General features: G+C 70.2%; 16 protein-coding genes. 8 read left to right on the forward strand and 8 right to left on the reverse strand.

Annotated elements, in window-relative coordinates; genetic code table 11:
- Positions 1–2 precede the first annotated feature (2 nt).
- The 3 genes from AX721_RS11480 to AX721_RS11490 form a co-directional block, all read right to left on the reverse strand.
- Positions 3–512: a hypothetical protein gene (locus AX721_RS11480; RefSeq protein WP_068876145.1), complete on the reverse strand. Its 510-nt coding sequence runs from the start codon at positions 510–512 to the stop codon at positions 3–5.
- A 113-nt stretch (positions 513–625) separates the two neighbouring features.
- Positions 626–1,042: a DUF1330 domain-containing protein gene (locus AX721_RS11485; protein WP_068876146.1), complete on the reverse strand. Its 417-nt coding sequence runs from the start codon at positions 1,040–1,042 to the stop codon at positions 626–628.
- On the reverse strand, positions 1,039–1,944 hold the full coding sequence (locus tag AX721_RS11490) for a haloalkane dehalogenase (RefSeq protein WP_068876147.1): 906 nt from the start codon (positions 1,942–1,944) through the stop codon (positions 1,039–1,041). The genes AX721_RS11485 and AX721_RS11490 overlap by 4 nt, the downstream gene beginning before the upstream one ends.
- A gap of 98 nt (positions 1,945–2,042) precedes the next feature.
- On the opposite strand from AX721_RS11490, the gene AX721_RS11495 reads away from it, so the two are divergent.
- The 4 genes from AX721_RS11495 to AX721_RS11510 all read left to right on the forward strand — a co-directional run bounded on the left by AX721_RS11495 (position 2,043) and on the right by AX721_RS11510 (position 4,062).
- Positions 2,043–2,639 (forward strand): TetR/AcrR family transcriptional regulator, encoded by a 597-nt coding sequence (locus AX721_RS11495; protein WP_068876148.1) that lies wholly within the window; start codon positions 2,043–2,045, stop codon positions 2,637–2,639.
- Positions 2,640–2,686: 47 nt separating this feature from the next.
- Positions 2,687–2,884: a hypothetical protein gene (locus tag AX721_RS11500; RefSeq protein WP_068876149.1), complete on the forward strand. Its 198-nt coding sequence runs from the start codon at positions 2,687–2,689 to the stop codon at positions 2,882–2,884.
- 106 nt (positions 2,885–2,990) lie between these two features.
- Positions 2,991–3,389, forward strand: coding sequence for a hypothetical protein (locus AX721_RS11505; protein WP_068876150.1), 399 nt, complete (start codon positions 2,991–2,993; stop codon positions 3,387–3,389).
- A 139-nt stretch (positions 3,390–3,528) separates the two neighbouring features.
- Positions 3,529–4,062, forward strand: coding sequence for a PEPxxWA-CTERM sorting domain-containing protein (locus tag AX721_RS11510; RefSeq protein WP_082765626.1), 534 nt, complete (start codon positions 3,529–3,531; stop codon positions 4,060–4,062).
- Between the two features lie 19 nt (positions 4,063–4,081).
- Here AX721_RS11510 and AX721_RS11515 read toward each other — a convergent pair whose 3' ends face one another.
- Positions 4,082–4,642 (reverse strand): HNH endonuclease, encoded by a 561-nt coding sequence (locus AX721_RS11515; RefSeq protein ID WP_068876152.1) that lies wholly within the window; start codon positions 4,640–4,642, stop codon positions 4,082–4,084.
- A gap of 1,073 nt (positions 4,643–5,715) precedes the next feature.
- Between AX721_RS11515 and AX721_RS11520 the strand changes: the two genes are divergently transcribed.
- Genes AX721_RS11520 through AX721_RS11530 form a run of 3 tightly spaced genes read left to right on the forward strand, consistent with a single transcriptional unit; the run spans position 5,716 to position 8,066 of the window.
- Positions 5,716–6,345, forward strand: a complete 630-nt coding sequence (locus AX721_RS11520) for a TetR/AcrR family transcriptional regulator (RefSeq protein WP_068876153.1) — start codon at positions 5,716–5,718, stop codon at positions 6,343–6,345.
- A gap of 10 nt (positions 6,346–6,355) precedes the next feature.
- Positions 6,356–7,183, forward strand: coding sequence for a tRNA glutamyl-Q(34) synthetase GluQRS (gene gluQRS / locus AX721_RS11525; RefSeq protein WP_068876154.1), 828 nt, complete (start codon positions 6,356–6,358; stop codon positions 7,181–7,183).
- A complete protein-coding gene (locus tag AX721_RS11530; protein WP_068876155.1) occupies positions 7,176–8,066 on the forward strand; it encodes a DMT family transporter in 891 nt (296 codons plus the stop codon). The genes gluQRS and AX721_RS11530 overlap by 8 nt, the downstream gene beginning before the upstream one ends.
- Here AX721_RS11530 and AX721_RS11535 read toward each other — a convergent pair.
- From AX721_RS11535 to AX721_RS11550, 4 genes are all read right to left on the reverse strand, one after another.
- Entirely contained in the window at positions 8,011–9,474 is a 1,464-nt protein-coding gene (locus AX721_RS11535; RefSeq protein ID WP_068876156.1) for a protein adenylyltransferase SelO, read from the reverse strand. The genes AX721_RS11530 and AX721_RS11535 overlap by 56 nt on opposite strands.
- A 151-nt stretch (positions 9,475–9,625) precedes the next feature.
- Positions 9,626–10,873, reverse strand: coding sequence for a Na+/H+ antiporter NhaA (gene nhaA / locus AX721_RS11540; RefSeq protein ID WP_068876157.1), 1,248 nt, complete (start codon positions 10,871–10,873; stop codon positions 9,626–9,628).
- A gap of 46 nt (positions 10,874–10,919) precedes the next feature.
- Positions 10,920–11,720 carry an SDR family NAD(P)-dependent oxidoreductase gene (locus AX721_RS11545; RefSeq protein WP_068876158.1) on the reverse strand — a complete coding sequence of 267 codons (801 nt, stop codon included), beginning with the start codon at positions 11,718–11,720 and terminating at the stop codon, positions 10,920–10,922.
- A gap of 1 nt (position 11,721) precedes the next feature.
- On the reverse strand, positions 11,722–12,291 hold the full coding sequence (locus AX721_RS11550) for a carboxymuconolactone decarboxylase family protein (RefSeq protein ID WP_068876159.1): 570 nt from the start codon (positions 12,289–12,291) through the stop codon (positions 11,722–11,724).
- Between the two features lie 96 nt (positions 12,292–12,387).
- Between AX721_RS11550 and nhaA (AX721_RS11555) the strand changes: the two genes are divergently transcribed.
- The gene (gene nhaA, locus AX721_RS11555; RefSeq protein ID WP_068876160.1) at positions 12,388–13,578 is read left to right on the forward strand and encodes a Na+/H+ antiporter NhaA; all 1,191 of its coding nucleotides are present in this window, start codon (positions 12,388–12,390) and stop codon (positions 13,576–13,578) included.
- Positions 13,579–13,637: the final 59 nt, after the last annotated feature.

Genomic DNA, 13,637 nt, shown 5'->3' on the forward strand with positions numbered 1-13,637 from the left:
CGCTATTTGCCTGCGTAGTAGTCCACGGCGGCCTGGGCGGCCTCGTCATAGGCCGCCAGCAGCGGGTCGGTCTTGGCCGAGCCCGCGCCGTTGCGGGCGGTCAGAAAGTAGTTCGCGTAGTGGCCGTAGGCGACGCGGCACAGCCGGTCGCGCTCGGGGTCCCCGTAGTTTGACACGAAGGTGCGGTAGTTCTCCCAGGCGTAGCCGACGCAGGCGACCTCATGCGCCAGCCAGTCAAGCCGCCCGCCGTGCGCGTCCGCGATCCGCTTGGCGAGGCTGGGCGGCTCGACCGCCACCGGCGCCGAATAGCCGCCGTCGCGCACGCCCTGCTCGATCTCCTCGGCCTGCCGCAGCAGGTCGGCGACATCCTCGGGCGGCAGGCTGTCCTTCATCTGCGCCGCCTGCGCGCGCAGCTGCCGGGCGAGGTCCAGCATCTTCTGTGGCGTGTCCTGCGCCTGCGCGGCGGGCGCCGCGACCAGGGCGAAGGCGAGGGCGAGATGCAGGAGACGCATCCTGAAATTCCTGTGCTGCTTGGACCGGTGAGCGGCCGCGCGCGGGGCCGCTCACATTCTACGCAGGAATGCCGGTTTCGGACGACACAGCCAAGCTTGCAGTTCGCAGGCGGCTACAAGCCCAGGCCCGGCTTGGTCCGAATGTTCAGCTGGCCCGCAAGGCCCGCCTTCCGGTGGTGCTCGATGGCGCCCATCTGCGGCGACATGGCCATGGCGCGGAAAGCCTCCAGCGACGGGTATTCCGCCAGGGCCACCATGTCCCACAGCTCCTCCACCTCGCCCAGCAGCAGGCCGGTGACATGGCCCGAGTAGCGGATCCTGCCGCCCAGCCCCTCGACCAGCTTGCGCACCTCCTCGCCGTAGCGGGCGTAGGCCTCGGCGCCGGTCAGGTGGGCGTCCGAGCCGTCGGCGTACTCGGCCTTCGGCTTGAACTTCAGCAGGTTGACCATCACGAACGGGCCGTCCTCGGCGTCGCCGAAGAACGCCATCGCCTGCTCGGGCTGCGGGAAGACCGCGTTCTCGACCTTCACGACCGCGCCCTCTCGATCAGCCCGTCGATGGCCTCGACGATCGGTCCCGGGCTGTCCTCCTGCAGGAAGTGGCCGCCGCTCAGGGTGACATGCGGCTGGCCCTTCGCTCCCGGGACCCGCGACTGGAAGGCGGCCTCGCCGCCGCGGGTGATCGCGTCGCCGTCGCTGAATGCGGTGAGGAACGGCTTGTCGAACGCCTCCAACACCTTCCACGCTGCAAGGTTCTCAGCCACCGAGGGATGCTCGGCGGTGACGGGCACCAGGGTCGGGAACTGGCGCGCCCCTTCCTTGTAGGTCTCGTCGGGGAACGGGGCGTCGTAGGCCGCGATCTCGGCGTCCGAAAGATTCCGGCCGCTGCCGCCGTTGAGCAGCATGCCGATCGGCATCTGCGGCACGTTCTGGCTGAACTCGAGCCAGGCCTTGAACCCCTCGGTCATGCCGCCGCCCACGGGCAGGCCGGTGTTGGCGACCACCACGCCGGCGAACCGCTCGGGGAAGGCCGCCACCAGGCGCAGGCCGATCAGCCCGCCCCAGTCCTGGCAGAAGAGCGTCACGCCCCCGAGGTCCAGGCCGGTGAGCCAGGCGCTCATCCAGGCCACGTGCCGCTCGTACGTGTAGTCGGTCCGCTTCGCCGGCTTGTCCGACCGGCCGAAACCCACCAGGTCCGGCGCGATCACCCGGCGCCCGCGCGCGACCAGGCCCGCGATGATGTGGCGGTAGAGATAGGCCCAGGACGGCTCGCCGTGCATCAGCAGCACCACCGCCCCGTCGCGCGGCCCTTCGTCCACATAGTGGATCCGCAGGACCGTCCCGTCCGCGTCCCGGACTTCGGCGTAGTTTGGCGCATAGGGCCATTCTGCCAAGCCCTCGAACCGCGCCTCCGGCGTCCGCAGGATGTCCATGCCGCTCTCCCTCTTTGATTATTGACATTATGCGTGCCACTATATCCGCGTCAATGCCGCCCTCTCGACAGGCCGGCTGACACGGGCGAGATGAAGGCATGAGCACCGCCGCCAAGGCCAAAGCCCCGACCGAGGTCGCCGACGGCCGCCGCCGACGCGGCATGGACAACCGGGTCCGCATCGTCGCGGCGATGATCGAGATGGTCCGGGCCGACGAAGTCGCCCCCAGCGCCGAGCGGGTCGCGGCCCGGGCGGACGTCGGCCTGCGCACCGTCTTCCGGCACTTTCAGGACATGGACAGCCTCTACCGCGAGATGTCCCTGGTCATCGAGGCGGAACTCCGCGCCATCATCGACCAGCCGTTCCAGAGCGCGCCGGGGCCCGAGCGGGCGGTCGAACTCGTCGCTCGCCGCGCGCGCGCGTTCGAGACCATCGCCCCCTTCCGCCGCGCCGCCGAGGCGGTGCGCCACCGCTCCCGCTTCATCGGCTCGGACTACGCCCGTCTCGTCCGCGAACTGCGCGCCATTCTGGAAAGGGAGCTGCCGGCCGAGGTCGTGGGCGACCCCATGAAACTGGAAGCTCTGGACCTGCTGCTCAGCTACGAGGCCTGGTCGCGCCTGCGCCGCGACCAGGGCCTGAGCCCCGAGCGCGCGCAGGCGGTGATCGAGACGGCGGTCCGCCGCGTCATCGGCTGATCGGAACCCTCCGCGCCCCCGGCGATTGATCCCCTAAGGAGATCGCCATGCTGACACCTGAAATCCTCTATGGCCTCGGCGCGCTCGTGCTGCTGGCCGCCCTCGTCTGGGGCATGACCCAGTACAAGCGCCGCAACCGCGCCAACGACCCGGTCACCGAGCGCGCCACCCGCGCCGAGTATGACCACCCCGACACCTACCAGCGCGAAGAAGAGAAGTTCCGCGACCAAGTCCGGCCCTCGTAGTCGCCGATGAACGGAAGCCGACCGGGCGGCTCAGAGGGCTGTCAGGCGTCGTGTGGTCTTGTCCCGTCACAAGGTCGGCCGGAGCCGATCGAATTGGAGACCACAGATGAAGACCATCATCGCCACCCTGGCCGCTGCGGCCGCCCTCACGGCGGTCGCTGGTCCGGTCGCCGCACAACCGTATCGCGACCACGATCGGTACGAACAATCCGGTTACCGCGACCACGATCGCTACGAGCAGCGCCGCTGGCGCGTCAGCGAGCGCGTCGAGACCGCGGAGCGCCGGATTGAATCCGGCCTGCGCAACGGCGAGCTCCGGCCCCGCGAAGCCGCGAGGCTGCGGGCCGAGGTGCATGAGTTCGCCCGGCTCGAAAATCGCTACCGCGCAGGCGGCCTGACCCGCCGCGAGCGCCTTGAGCTCGACGACCGCCACCGCGTCCTGATCGCCAACATGCGGGCCGCCCTCTACAACGAGTACGGCCAGGGCTACGGTCGCCGCCGCTAGCCGCCACAGAGCCCCGCCTTGCCCGCACGGCGGGGCTCGATCGGCCAACTGGCGGGGCCCTTCCCGGCCGCGCTTAACCCTTCGGTAACCGCGTTTGGCGGACACCTCCGCCTCCGGAAGAGCGTGCGGGGGACGGGTCATGATCGTCAGATATGCGGCTGGGATGCTGGCGGCCGCCGGACTGGCTCTGGCGGCGACGTCCGCCGACGCGGCCCTCGTGTTCGTCGGCAGCTGGGAAGTCGACGACGGCCCGGCATGGCTCGACGGCGAAGAGCACGGCCCTCTCGCCTACACCGCCCAGGAGGCCGCCGCGTTGCTCTATGGCGGCGTCGCGGCTGACTATGTCATCTCCACGGCCGGCGAAAACCCGGGCCAGGCCGACGGCCAGGCTTGGTATTCGGTCCTGGGCATCGGCGTCGGGATCTTCGCGCAGGACTACAGCGCCAAACACCTCGGGCTATACTACGGGCCCTCCAGCGCGCACGGCGGCGGCGTCTTCGGGCCCGTCTCCGCCTATGTGAACGACTGGGCGGTCGGTTCCCGGTACACGAACTATGCGTTCCGCGAGTCGGACGTGACCTCCGGCGCGCCGGAGCCCGGCGCGTGGGCCCTGCTGATCCTTGGCTTCGGACTCGCGGGCGCCGGCCTGCGGCGGCGCGCGGCCCGGGCCTGAGCGCCAGGCCGCCGGGGCGCTAGGCTTCCAGCTCGATGTCCCAGTAGAGATAGTCCAGCCAGCTCTCGTGCAAATGGTGCGGTGGGAAGCGCCGGCCGCGCTCCTGCAGCTCGAAGGCGGAAGGGCGGCGGGGCTTCAGGCGCGGGTGCATGTGCGCCTCGTGCGGCGTGCGCCCCCCCTTCATCAGGTTGCAGCGCGCGCAGGCGGTGACGATGTTCTCCCACGTCGTGCGCCCGCCGCGCGAGCGCGGGATGACGTGGTCGAAGGTCAGGTCCTCGCCCCGGGTGCAGTACTGGCAGGTGAAGCTGTCGCGCAGGAACAGGTTGAAGCGGGTGAAGGCCGGGGGCCGGTCCTGGGCCACGTAGCTCTTGAGCGAGACCACGCTGGGCAGCTTCATCGCGAAGGAGGGGGAGTGGACTTCCTGGTCGTAGGTGGAGACCACGTCCACGCGGTCGAGGAAGACCGCCTTGATCACTTCCTGCCACGGCCACAGCGACAGGGGATAGTAGGAGAGCGGCCGGAAGTCTGCGTTCAGGACGAGACACGGCCATCCGGAGGGCGCAGCCTTAAGCACCTGCATGGCAGGGCCTCCGGGGATGCCTGACGGCGGCTATGACGGTCGACGTGGGACTGAAGACGCACCCCCAGCTGCGGAAATCGACGTACCTGAGGAAAAATATAGGCCCGATTCGGAGACAACTCTACGACGGGAAGCGTGGCGTACGGCGGTTCGCCTCGCCCGGGTATTCCGCGGGCGAGGCCTTAGGCGCCTTGCATGGATCAGGCGCCGAGGACGGCGGTGGCGCCGGCGACGGTCAGGGCCAGGCCCACCACCGCGAAGGACACGACCACGTCGAGCATCCGGTTCATCAGGATCGACATTTGAGATCTCCATTTTTCAGTTTCAGGCCCGGTCGCCCGGGCCCCGTCCGATCTGGACAGTGATTAGATAGCACGATCTAAACGCTGCCTAGATAGTTGATTTCGCCGACCGGGAATGCGTTTCCGCATATCTCCTGCGGCGACCCCACAACGAAAAGGGGCCCTCGCGGGGCCCCTCCTCGGTCCGGCCGGGGTGGGGATTTCAGACGCCGAGACCCGCCGTCGAGAGGGCGGCGAAGAGGCCGAGGGCCAGCAGGAAGACCGGGGCGATCCGGTCGAAACCACGTTCGAAGCGCGAGAGAGTCATGACACACACCTTCAGTTTTTCAGTTCCGGGGAACCCCGGGGGAGCGGGGCCGTCCGTTTGGACAACGATGGAATAGCACGATCTAAACAGTGCCTAGATCAGCGATTTCACCGGACCGTTATGCGTTTGTGCACCTCGTTCGGATGCACTCCCCGGCGCGGGCGCACGAAAAAGGGGCCCTCGATGGGGCCCCTCCGTCAGCTTCGACGTTCTGAGTGGGGAGGCTCAGGCGCCCAGGCCCGCCGTCGCCACGGCCGCGGTGAGGCCGAGGAACAGGAGGAAGACCGGGGTCGCGCGGTCGAAGAAGCGTTCGAACTTTGCGAGAGACATGACACACACCTTTCAGTTTGAAACCCTCAGGGGAGTGAGGGACTTTTCTATTTGAACAGCGCTCAGATATGTCCACATCTGATCGTCGTCAAGATATCTGTACAGCGCTTAGATATGAAATTATGGTAAGGTTCATGAGCCAAGCGAAGACCGCCGAACCCCGCCCCTATCACCACGGCGACCTGCGCCGCGCCCTCGTGGACGCCGCCCGCAGATTGCTGGAGGCGGAAGGGCCGAGCGCGCTTTCGCTCCGCGCCGTGGCGCGCGAGGCCGGCGTCAGCCCGGCGGCTCCCTACCACCACTTCAAGGACAAGTCCGAACTGCTGGACGCCGTCGCCCACGAGGGCTGGGAGACGCTCAACGCCCAGATGGCGGAGGCGAAGGCGCGGGACACCGGTCCCCACCAACTCACCGGCCTGGGCATCGCCTACGTCTGCTTCGCCCGTGAGAACCCGGCCCTCTACCGCGTCATGTACGACATGGTCCGCGAGAAGGAGGCCCTGCCGGTGGACGTCCAGGGCGACAACGACAGCGCCTACTGCATGGTCCGCGACACCATGGTCGAGCACGGCGCCGACCCGGGGGCCGAGACCCACCTGGAGTTGGCCACCATCGCCGCCTGGTGCGGCGCCCACGGCCTGGCCGAGATGGCCGGCTTCAAGCAGTTCGAGCACCTCAAGGAGGAGCTTGGCGGCGAGCGCGCCTTCCTCGACGCGGTGCTGAGCCACATGGGCCTGTTCACGCCCAAGCACGGCGCCTGCTAAAGCCAGACGGGTGTTCGTCACCCGCTTCGCGCCCTCCCCCACCGGCGACCTGCATCGCGGCCACGCCTTCTCGGCCCTGACCGCCTTCGAGGCCGCGCGCGCGGCCGGCGGGCGCTTCATCCTGCGCATCGAGGACATCGACGCCACCCGCTGTCGTCCGCAGTTCGAGGCGGGCGTCTACGAAGACCTGGCCTGGCTTGGGCTGACCTGGGAAACGCCGGCCCGACGTCAGTCCGAGCACCTGGACGATTACCAGGCGGCCCTTGCCCGCCTGGAGGCCGACGGCCTGCTGTACCGCTGCTTCCGCACCCGTCGCGAGGTGGCCGAAGCCATGGCCTCGGCCCCGCACGGGGCCATGGAGGTGTTCCGCGGGCGCCCGCTTCCCCTGGCTGACGAGATGCGTCGGCTGGCGGCGGGCGAGCCGTTCGCCTGGCGTCTATCTTTGGACGCGGCCGCGCGCAGGCTGGGTGGGTTCGGCGACCTGACCTTCACCGAGGAGGGCGAAGGCGTGATCCGGGCGCGGCCCGAACTGGGAGGCGACGTCGTCCTGGCCCGCAAGGACGTGGGCGTGGCCTACCACCTGGCGGTCGTCGTCGACGACGCCCTGCAGGGGATCACCCACGTGATCCGCGGCCAGGACCTGTTCGAGGCCACTCACGTCCAGCGCCTGCTGCAGGCGCTGCTGGGCCTGCCCACGCCGCTCTATCGTCACCACGCGCTGCTGACCGGCCCCGACGGCAAGCGATTCGCCAAGCGCGATCGGGCCGAGACGCTGCGGTCTCTTCGCGAACGGGGTATGAGCGCGGCGACTCTGCGCAGGGAATTGGGTTTTGACTGAGGCCGCCGCCGAAGAGCCGTCGCAGCAGAGGGGGCTGGCGCTGGCCGCCTTGCTCGGCGGCGCCTGTGTCATCGGCCTTGCGGCGATCCTCGTGCGGATGTCCGACGCCGGTCCCGCGGCCACCGGTTTCTGGCGGCTGATGTTCGCCATGCCCCTGCTGGCGCTGATGACCCGGCGCGTCGCCGGAGCGATCGGCCGGCCGCCCCCCATGGCGCTGTGGGCCGGCCTGTTCTTCGCCCTCGACCTGGGCTTTTGGCACTATGGCATCCAGTACACCTCGGTGGCCAACGCCACGGTGCTGACCAACCTGACGCCCGTGGTGGTCACGGCGTTCGCCTGGATCTTCCTGCGCCAGACGCCCAGGGCGCTATTCCTGCTCGCGGTGGCGGCCGCGGTCGGCGGGGCGTCCCTCATGGCGTACGCCAAGGGCGGCGGCGTCCTGCGCAACCAGGCGCTGGGCGACGCCCTGTCGGTCGCGACGGCGTTCTGGTACGCCCTCTACTTCCTCTCCATGGCGCAGGGCCGAAAGACCGAGGCGGCCAGCCGGATGATGTTCTGGGCGGGCGTGGCCGGCGCGCCCCTCCTGCTCGCCGCGGCCCTGCTGCTGGGCGAGCGCCTGGCGCCGGCCACCGCCGCGGGCTGGGCCGCCGTCTGCGGCCTCGGGCTGATGCACGTCTCCGGCCAGGGCGCCATCGCCTGGGCCATGGGCCGCCTGCCCACCTCCACCGCCGCGGTGGTCGTGCTCGTTCAGCCGGTCGTGGCGGCGGTTCTCGGCTGGATCCTGTTCGCCGAGGCCATCGGCCCGCTCCAGGGCCTGGGCGCGGCGATCACCCTGGCGGGCGTGGTCCTGGCGCAATGGGCGTCACGGAGGCAGCCGAGCTGAGTCCCCACGCCACGCGCGCCCTCTCGACCCGCGCCAGCTTGGCTTGAAAGGCGGTCCAGTCGTCGCGCTGGTCGATGTCGGCCCAGATGGCCTCGATCTCGTCGATCAGCAGCTCCTCCGGCTCCGGTCGGGCGAAGTACGGATGGTCCAGCCGCTCCGGGCGCTCCGCCGCATAGGCGCCCAGCCGCCGGCGGAACTCGGCGAAGTCCGGGCCAGCATAAAGGTCGGCTCGCGGCCCCTTCAGCGCCCGATCCTCGCGGCCACCGAACCAGTCGAAGAAGAAAGGCTCCCAGCACAGCCGCTCGCCGCCCTCGGCCATGGCCCCGAACGCCGCCTGAACCAGCGCGGCGTCCGCCTCGTCCCCCTGCGGCGTCACGCCCAGGCGCGCCAGCATCGCCGCCATCAGTTCGCGCCGATACGCGGGGCCGAACCCGTTCAGCGCGTCCACCAGCGCGTCGCTGCCGGTCACCAGGCTGAGGCAGCCGGCGAGCTGCTGCAGGTTCCAGAACACCGCCTCGGGCTGGCGGCCGAAGCTGTAGAGGCCGCTGTGGTCGAAATAGGCCGCCGTGAAGTTCGGGTCCGACTTGGGGAGGAACCGATAGGGCCCGTAGTCGAAACTCTCGCCCGTGATGTTCATGTTGTCGGTATTGAGAACGCCGTGCACGAAGCCGGCCGCCATCCAGCGGGCCGTCAGCCGCGCCGCCCGGCCGCACACCGCCTCGAGCAGGGCCGCCGGCCGGTCGTTCGCGCCCTCCAGCTCCGGGTAGTAGAGGCCCACCACATGCTCGACGAGGGCGCCGACTCTGTCCTTGGCCTCGAAGTAGGCGTGTCGCTGGAAGGTGCCGAACCGCACATGGCTGTGGGACAGCCGCACCAGGACCGCCGAACGGGTCGGGCTGGGCTCGTCGCCCCGCTCCAGCGCCTCGCCCGTCTCGACCAGCGAAAACGACCGCGACGTGGGAACTCCCAACGCCTCCAGCATGGCGGTGGCCAGCACCTCCCGCACGCCGCCCTTGAGCGTCAGCCGCCCGTCCCCCTGCCGCGACCACGGGGTCTGGCCCGAGCCCTTGGTCCCCAGGTCGAGCAGCCGGCCCGTCCCGGCTTCGCGCAGCTGTGCGAACAGGAAGCCGCGACCGTCGCCGAGATCGGGGTTGTAAACGCGGAACTGGTGGCCGTGGTAGCGCTGGGCCACCGGCGGGTCGATGTTGTCGGGCAGCGGGCGGAAGCGGCCGAAATGGGCGATCCACTCGTCGTCGCTCAGGGTGTCCAGTCCCACGGTCGCCGCCGCCCGGTCGTTGCGGTAGCGCAGGATCGCCGCAGGAAAGTCCGCCGCCGCCACCGGGTCGGCGAACTCGCGTCCCAGGGCCGGGAACTGCGGATCGGGGCGATAGGCGGGGGAAACGGGCATCGGGGCAGCTAGCCGTCCCTCCCCCCGTTGCGCTAGCGGATTCCGAGGAAGCCCAGCACGGCCAGGACGACGACCACCAGGCCGACAAGATAGATGATGCTGTTCATCAGGCAGCTCCGCTCGGTTTGCGAGACGGCCTAACGCCGAGCCCTCAGGCCTCGTTCCCCTCCGGCCGGCGACCCGGCGACGGCTCGCCCCTGGTGTCGGGTCCGAAGATTTTCAGCAGGAAGAGGCCCAGCAGCGCCGAGGCCAGCGAGCCGGTGAAGACTCCCGCCTTGGTCTCGGCCAGCAGCTCGGGCGAAGTGAAGGCCAAGTTGCCGACGAACAGGCTCATGGTGAAGCCGATGCCGCAAACCACCGAGACGCCATAGAGCTGGCCCACCGAGGCGTTGCGGGGCATGTCCGCCCAGCCCAGCCGGATGATCAGCATCGAGGTCAGGAACACGCCCAGCTGCTTGCCGAGGAACAGGCCCAGGCCGATCCCCAGCGGAATGCTGTCCACGAAGTGCCGGAGCGTGAGCTCGCCCAGCGCCAGGCCCGCGTTGGCGAAGCCGAAGATCGGAATCACCAGGAAGGCGACCGGCTTGTGCAGCCCGTGCTCCAGCCGGTGCAGCGGCGAGGTGGCGCGCGAGTCGGGCGCGCCGGGCGTCCGCTTCAGGGGGATCGTCATGGCGAGGGCGACGCCGGCCAGGGTCGCGTGCACGCCCGACTCCAGCACGAACCACCACAGGCCCAACCCCACCAGCAGATAGGGCCACAGCGCCTGCACCCGCAGCCGGTTGAAGAGGATCAGCAGCGCCAGCGCGCCGCCCGCGCCGGCCAGGGCCGCCATGTGCAGCTCGGCGGTGTAGAAGATCGCGATGATCACGATGGCCGCCAGGTCGTCCAGCACCGCCAGGGCGGTCAGGAAGATCTTCAGCGAGGGCGGCACCCGGTCGCCGGCAAGGGCCAGGACGCCCAGGGCGAAGGCGATGTCGGTGGCCGCGGGAATCGCCCAGCCCCGGATCGCCTCCGGATCGCCGCTGTTGAAGGCGACGTAGATCAGCGCCGGCAGGGCGACGCCGCCCACCGCCGCCAGGCCGGGCAGCACCACCCGCGACGGGCGCGACAGCTCCCCGTCCAGGACCTCGCGTTTGATCTCCAGCCCGACCAGCAGGAAGAACAGGGCCATCAGCCCGTCGTTGATCCAGTGCAGGACCGTCTCGTGCAGCGCCAACGGTCCCAGCTCGAAGCCGAGCTTGGTGTCGAGCGCGCCGAAGTAGGCGGGCGCCAGCGGAGAGTTGGCCACGATCAGCGCCAGGGCCGCCGCCGCCATCAGGACGTAGCCGCCGGCCGCCTCCTGGCGCAGGAAGTCCTGGAGCGCGGAAATGCGCTTCTTCACGGCTCGCTGTGCAGACATGGCCCCTTGATAGGGAGCTTGGCCGGCGAGGCCAATAACAATCCGGTCAGCCGATCCGCACGCCCATGCCTCCGTCGACCGGCAGGATCGCTCCGGTGATGAACTTCGCCTCGTCCGAGGCGAGGAAGAGCGCGGCGTGGGCCGTGTCCCAGGCGGTGCCCATCTTGCCGCCCAGCGGCACCCGCGCATCGCGCTCGGCCCGCACCTCCGCCTGGCTGCGACCGCTGGCGCCGGCGATGCCGGCCACCGCCATCGGCGTGTCGATCAGGCCCGGCTGTACGGCGTTGCAGCGGATCCCGTAGCGGGCCTGGCTCTGGGCCGTCGAGGTGGTCAGCCGGTTCACCGCCGCCTTCGAGACCTCGTACGCCACCTGGATGCCCCCGGCCCGCGCCGCGAGCGACGAGATGTTGACGATCGCGCCGCCGCCCTGCTCGCGCATCGGGCCCAGCGCCGCCTTGGTCACGAGCCACATACCCTTGAGGTTCACCGACAGGATGCGGTCGAACGCCGCCTCCTCGATCTTGTGGACCGGTCCGTCGCCGCCCCCGATCCCCACGTTGTTGACCAGGATGTCCAGCCGCCCCAGCCGCGCCAGGGCCTCCGCCACTATGGCCGCCGCCTCCGCCGCGCGCGTGACGTCGGCCTGCAGCGCATAGGCCTCGCCGCCCGCCTCGTCGATCATGGCCGCCGTCTCCTGGGCGCGCTCGGCCACGCGGTCGACGCACAACACCCGGGCGCCTTCCTGGGCGAACAGCAGCGCCATCGCCCGGCCGTTGCCCAGGGTCTCGCCGGGCGACTGCCCCGCACCGACGACCACCGCGGCCTTGCCCTCCAGGCGGCCCGCCACCTCAGTAGCCCTTGAGCTCGGGATCGAGGGTCTGGCCCTCGTCCAGCTGCACCCCGAAGGTGTTCAGGATCATCGAGACCTGGGTGTACTGGCCGGTGGTGAACACCACGTCCATGCACTGCTTCCGGGTGAAATGCTTGCCCAGCTCCGCCCAGGTCGCATCGCCGATGAAGTGGTCCCGGTGCAGCTCGTCCACCGCCCGGATCAGCGCCGCGTCGGCCGCGTTCCAGCCCGCGTCCGGACCCCGCTTGATGGCCTCGATCTCGGCTTCGGTCAGGCCCGACTGCAGGCCGATCCTCGTGTGCTGGGTGAACTCGTAGCCCGACTTGCACAGGTACCCGACCCGCAGGATCACGATCTCCCGCTCCCGCGCCGGCAGGTCGTTGCGCCGCGACAGCACATAGCCGCCCCAGTCGTTGAACCGCTTCAGCGCCTTGGGCGCATGGGCCAGAGTCCGGAAGATGTTGAGCACGCCCACGGTCCCGTTGCGCACCGGCTCCAGCGCCTCGGCCTGCTCGGGAGTGAGCTGATCGTCGCGCAGCGGCTCGATGCGGGGCTTGGCGAGTCTCATTGGGCTTCCTCGAACTTCCGGTTTGTTTGGCCGGCACCTTAAAGCCGCCGCCCGATTTCGCTAGAGCGGCGCGGGGCGGCTTGTTACCCAGGCGGCATGTCGAGCCGGCCCACGCTGGAGTTCCTGAAGACCGAGACGGGCTCCGGGGCCCTGCTTGCCGCGGCGGCCGTCGCCGCCGTCATCTGGGCCAATTCGCCCTGGGCCGGCGCCTATGCGCACCTGACCCAGTATCCCGTCCCCGTCCGGGTGGGCCCCTTCGCGGAGCAGATGAGCGTGGCCGGCTGGGTGACCACCGCCCTCATGCCGGTCTTCTTTTTCGTCATGGGCCTGGAGATCAAGCACGAGATCCTGCGCGGGGAACTCTCGAACCCGCGCCGGCTGGCCCTTCCGGTCCTGGCGGCCGCCGGCGGCGTGCTCGCACCGGCCTTGATCTACCTCGCCGTGGCCGGCCTGTCCGGCGCGCCTCTGCGGGGATGGCCCGTCGCGGGCGGAACCGACATGGCCCTGGCGCTCGCGGCCCTCGCGGCGGCCGGCCCGCGGCTGCCGCCGACCCTGCGCACCTTCCTGCTCACCCTGGCCATCGCCGGCCACCTGGTGGTCGTCGTGCTGATCGCCCTGCTGTTCACTACCAATCTGCAGTTCCCCATGCTGGCGGGCGCGGCGGTGACCCTGGCGGTGCTGGCGGCTATGTCGCGCTGGCGGGCCGCGCCCTACTCCTTCTGGGCGGTCGGCGGCCTGCTCCTCTGGGGGTTCACGCTGAAGTCCGGGGTGAACACCTCGCTCGCCGGGATCGCGGCGGCCGCCTGCCTGCCGCTGGAGCCCAAGCGAGCCGGCGGCCGGCCCGTGCTCACCGAGACCCTGGAGGCGCTGCACCCTTACGTCGCCTTCCTGATCCTCCCGGCCTTCGCCTTCGTGGCGGCCGGGTTCCGGCTGACGGGCGAGGCCGGCGCGCCGCTCCTGGGCGCCGTGGGCCTGGGCGTCGCCGCGGCCCTCTTCTTCGGCAAGCAGGTCGGCGTCTTCGGCGCCGCCGCCCTGGCCATCGGCCTGAAGTGGGCCCGCCGCCCCACCGGCGCCAAGTGGATCGAGCTCTACGGCGTCTCGGCCCTCTGCGGCGTCGGCTTCACCATGAGCCTCTTTGTGGGCGGCCTTGCCTTCGGCGAAGCTGACGCCGGGCGCCAGGCCCAGGTGCGGGCCGGCGTGGTGCTGGGTTCGCTCGCCTCGGCCCTCCTGGGCGTCCTGGTCCTGTCAGTCAGTGCCCGCCGCCGCGAGCTGGAGCCGCGGGACTAGTTCCCGCTTGCGGCGACGCCGCAGTTGGCGTCCGCTAAGCCCTGCCACATGCGCAGGAG

The organism is Phenylobacterium sp. CCH9-H3 (genome assembly GCF_001557235.1).
Taxonomy (GTDB): Bacteria; Pseudomonadota; Alphaproteobacteria; order Caulobacterales; family Caulobacteraceae; genus Phenylobacterium.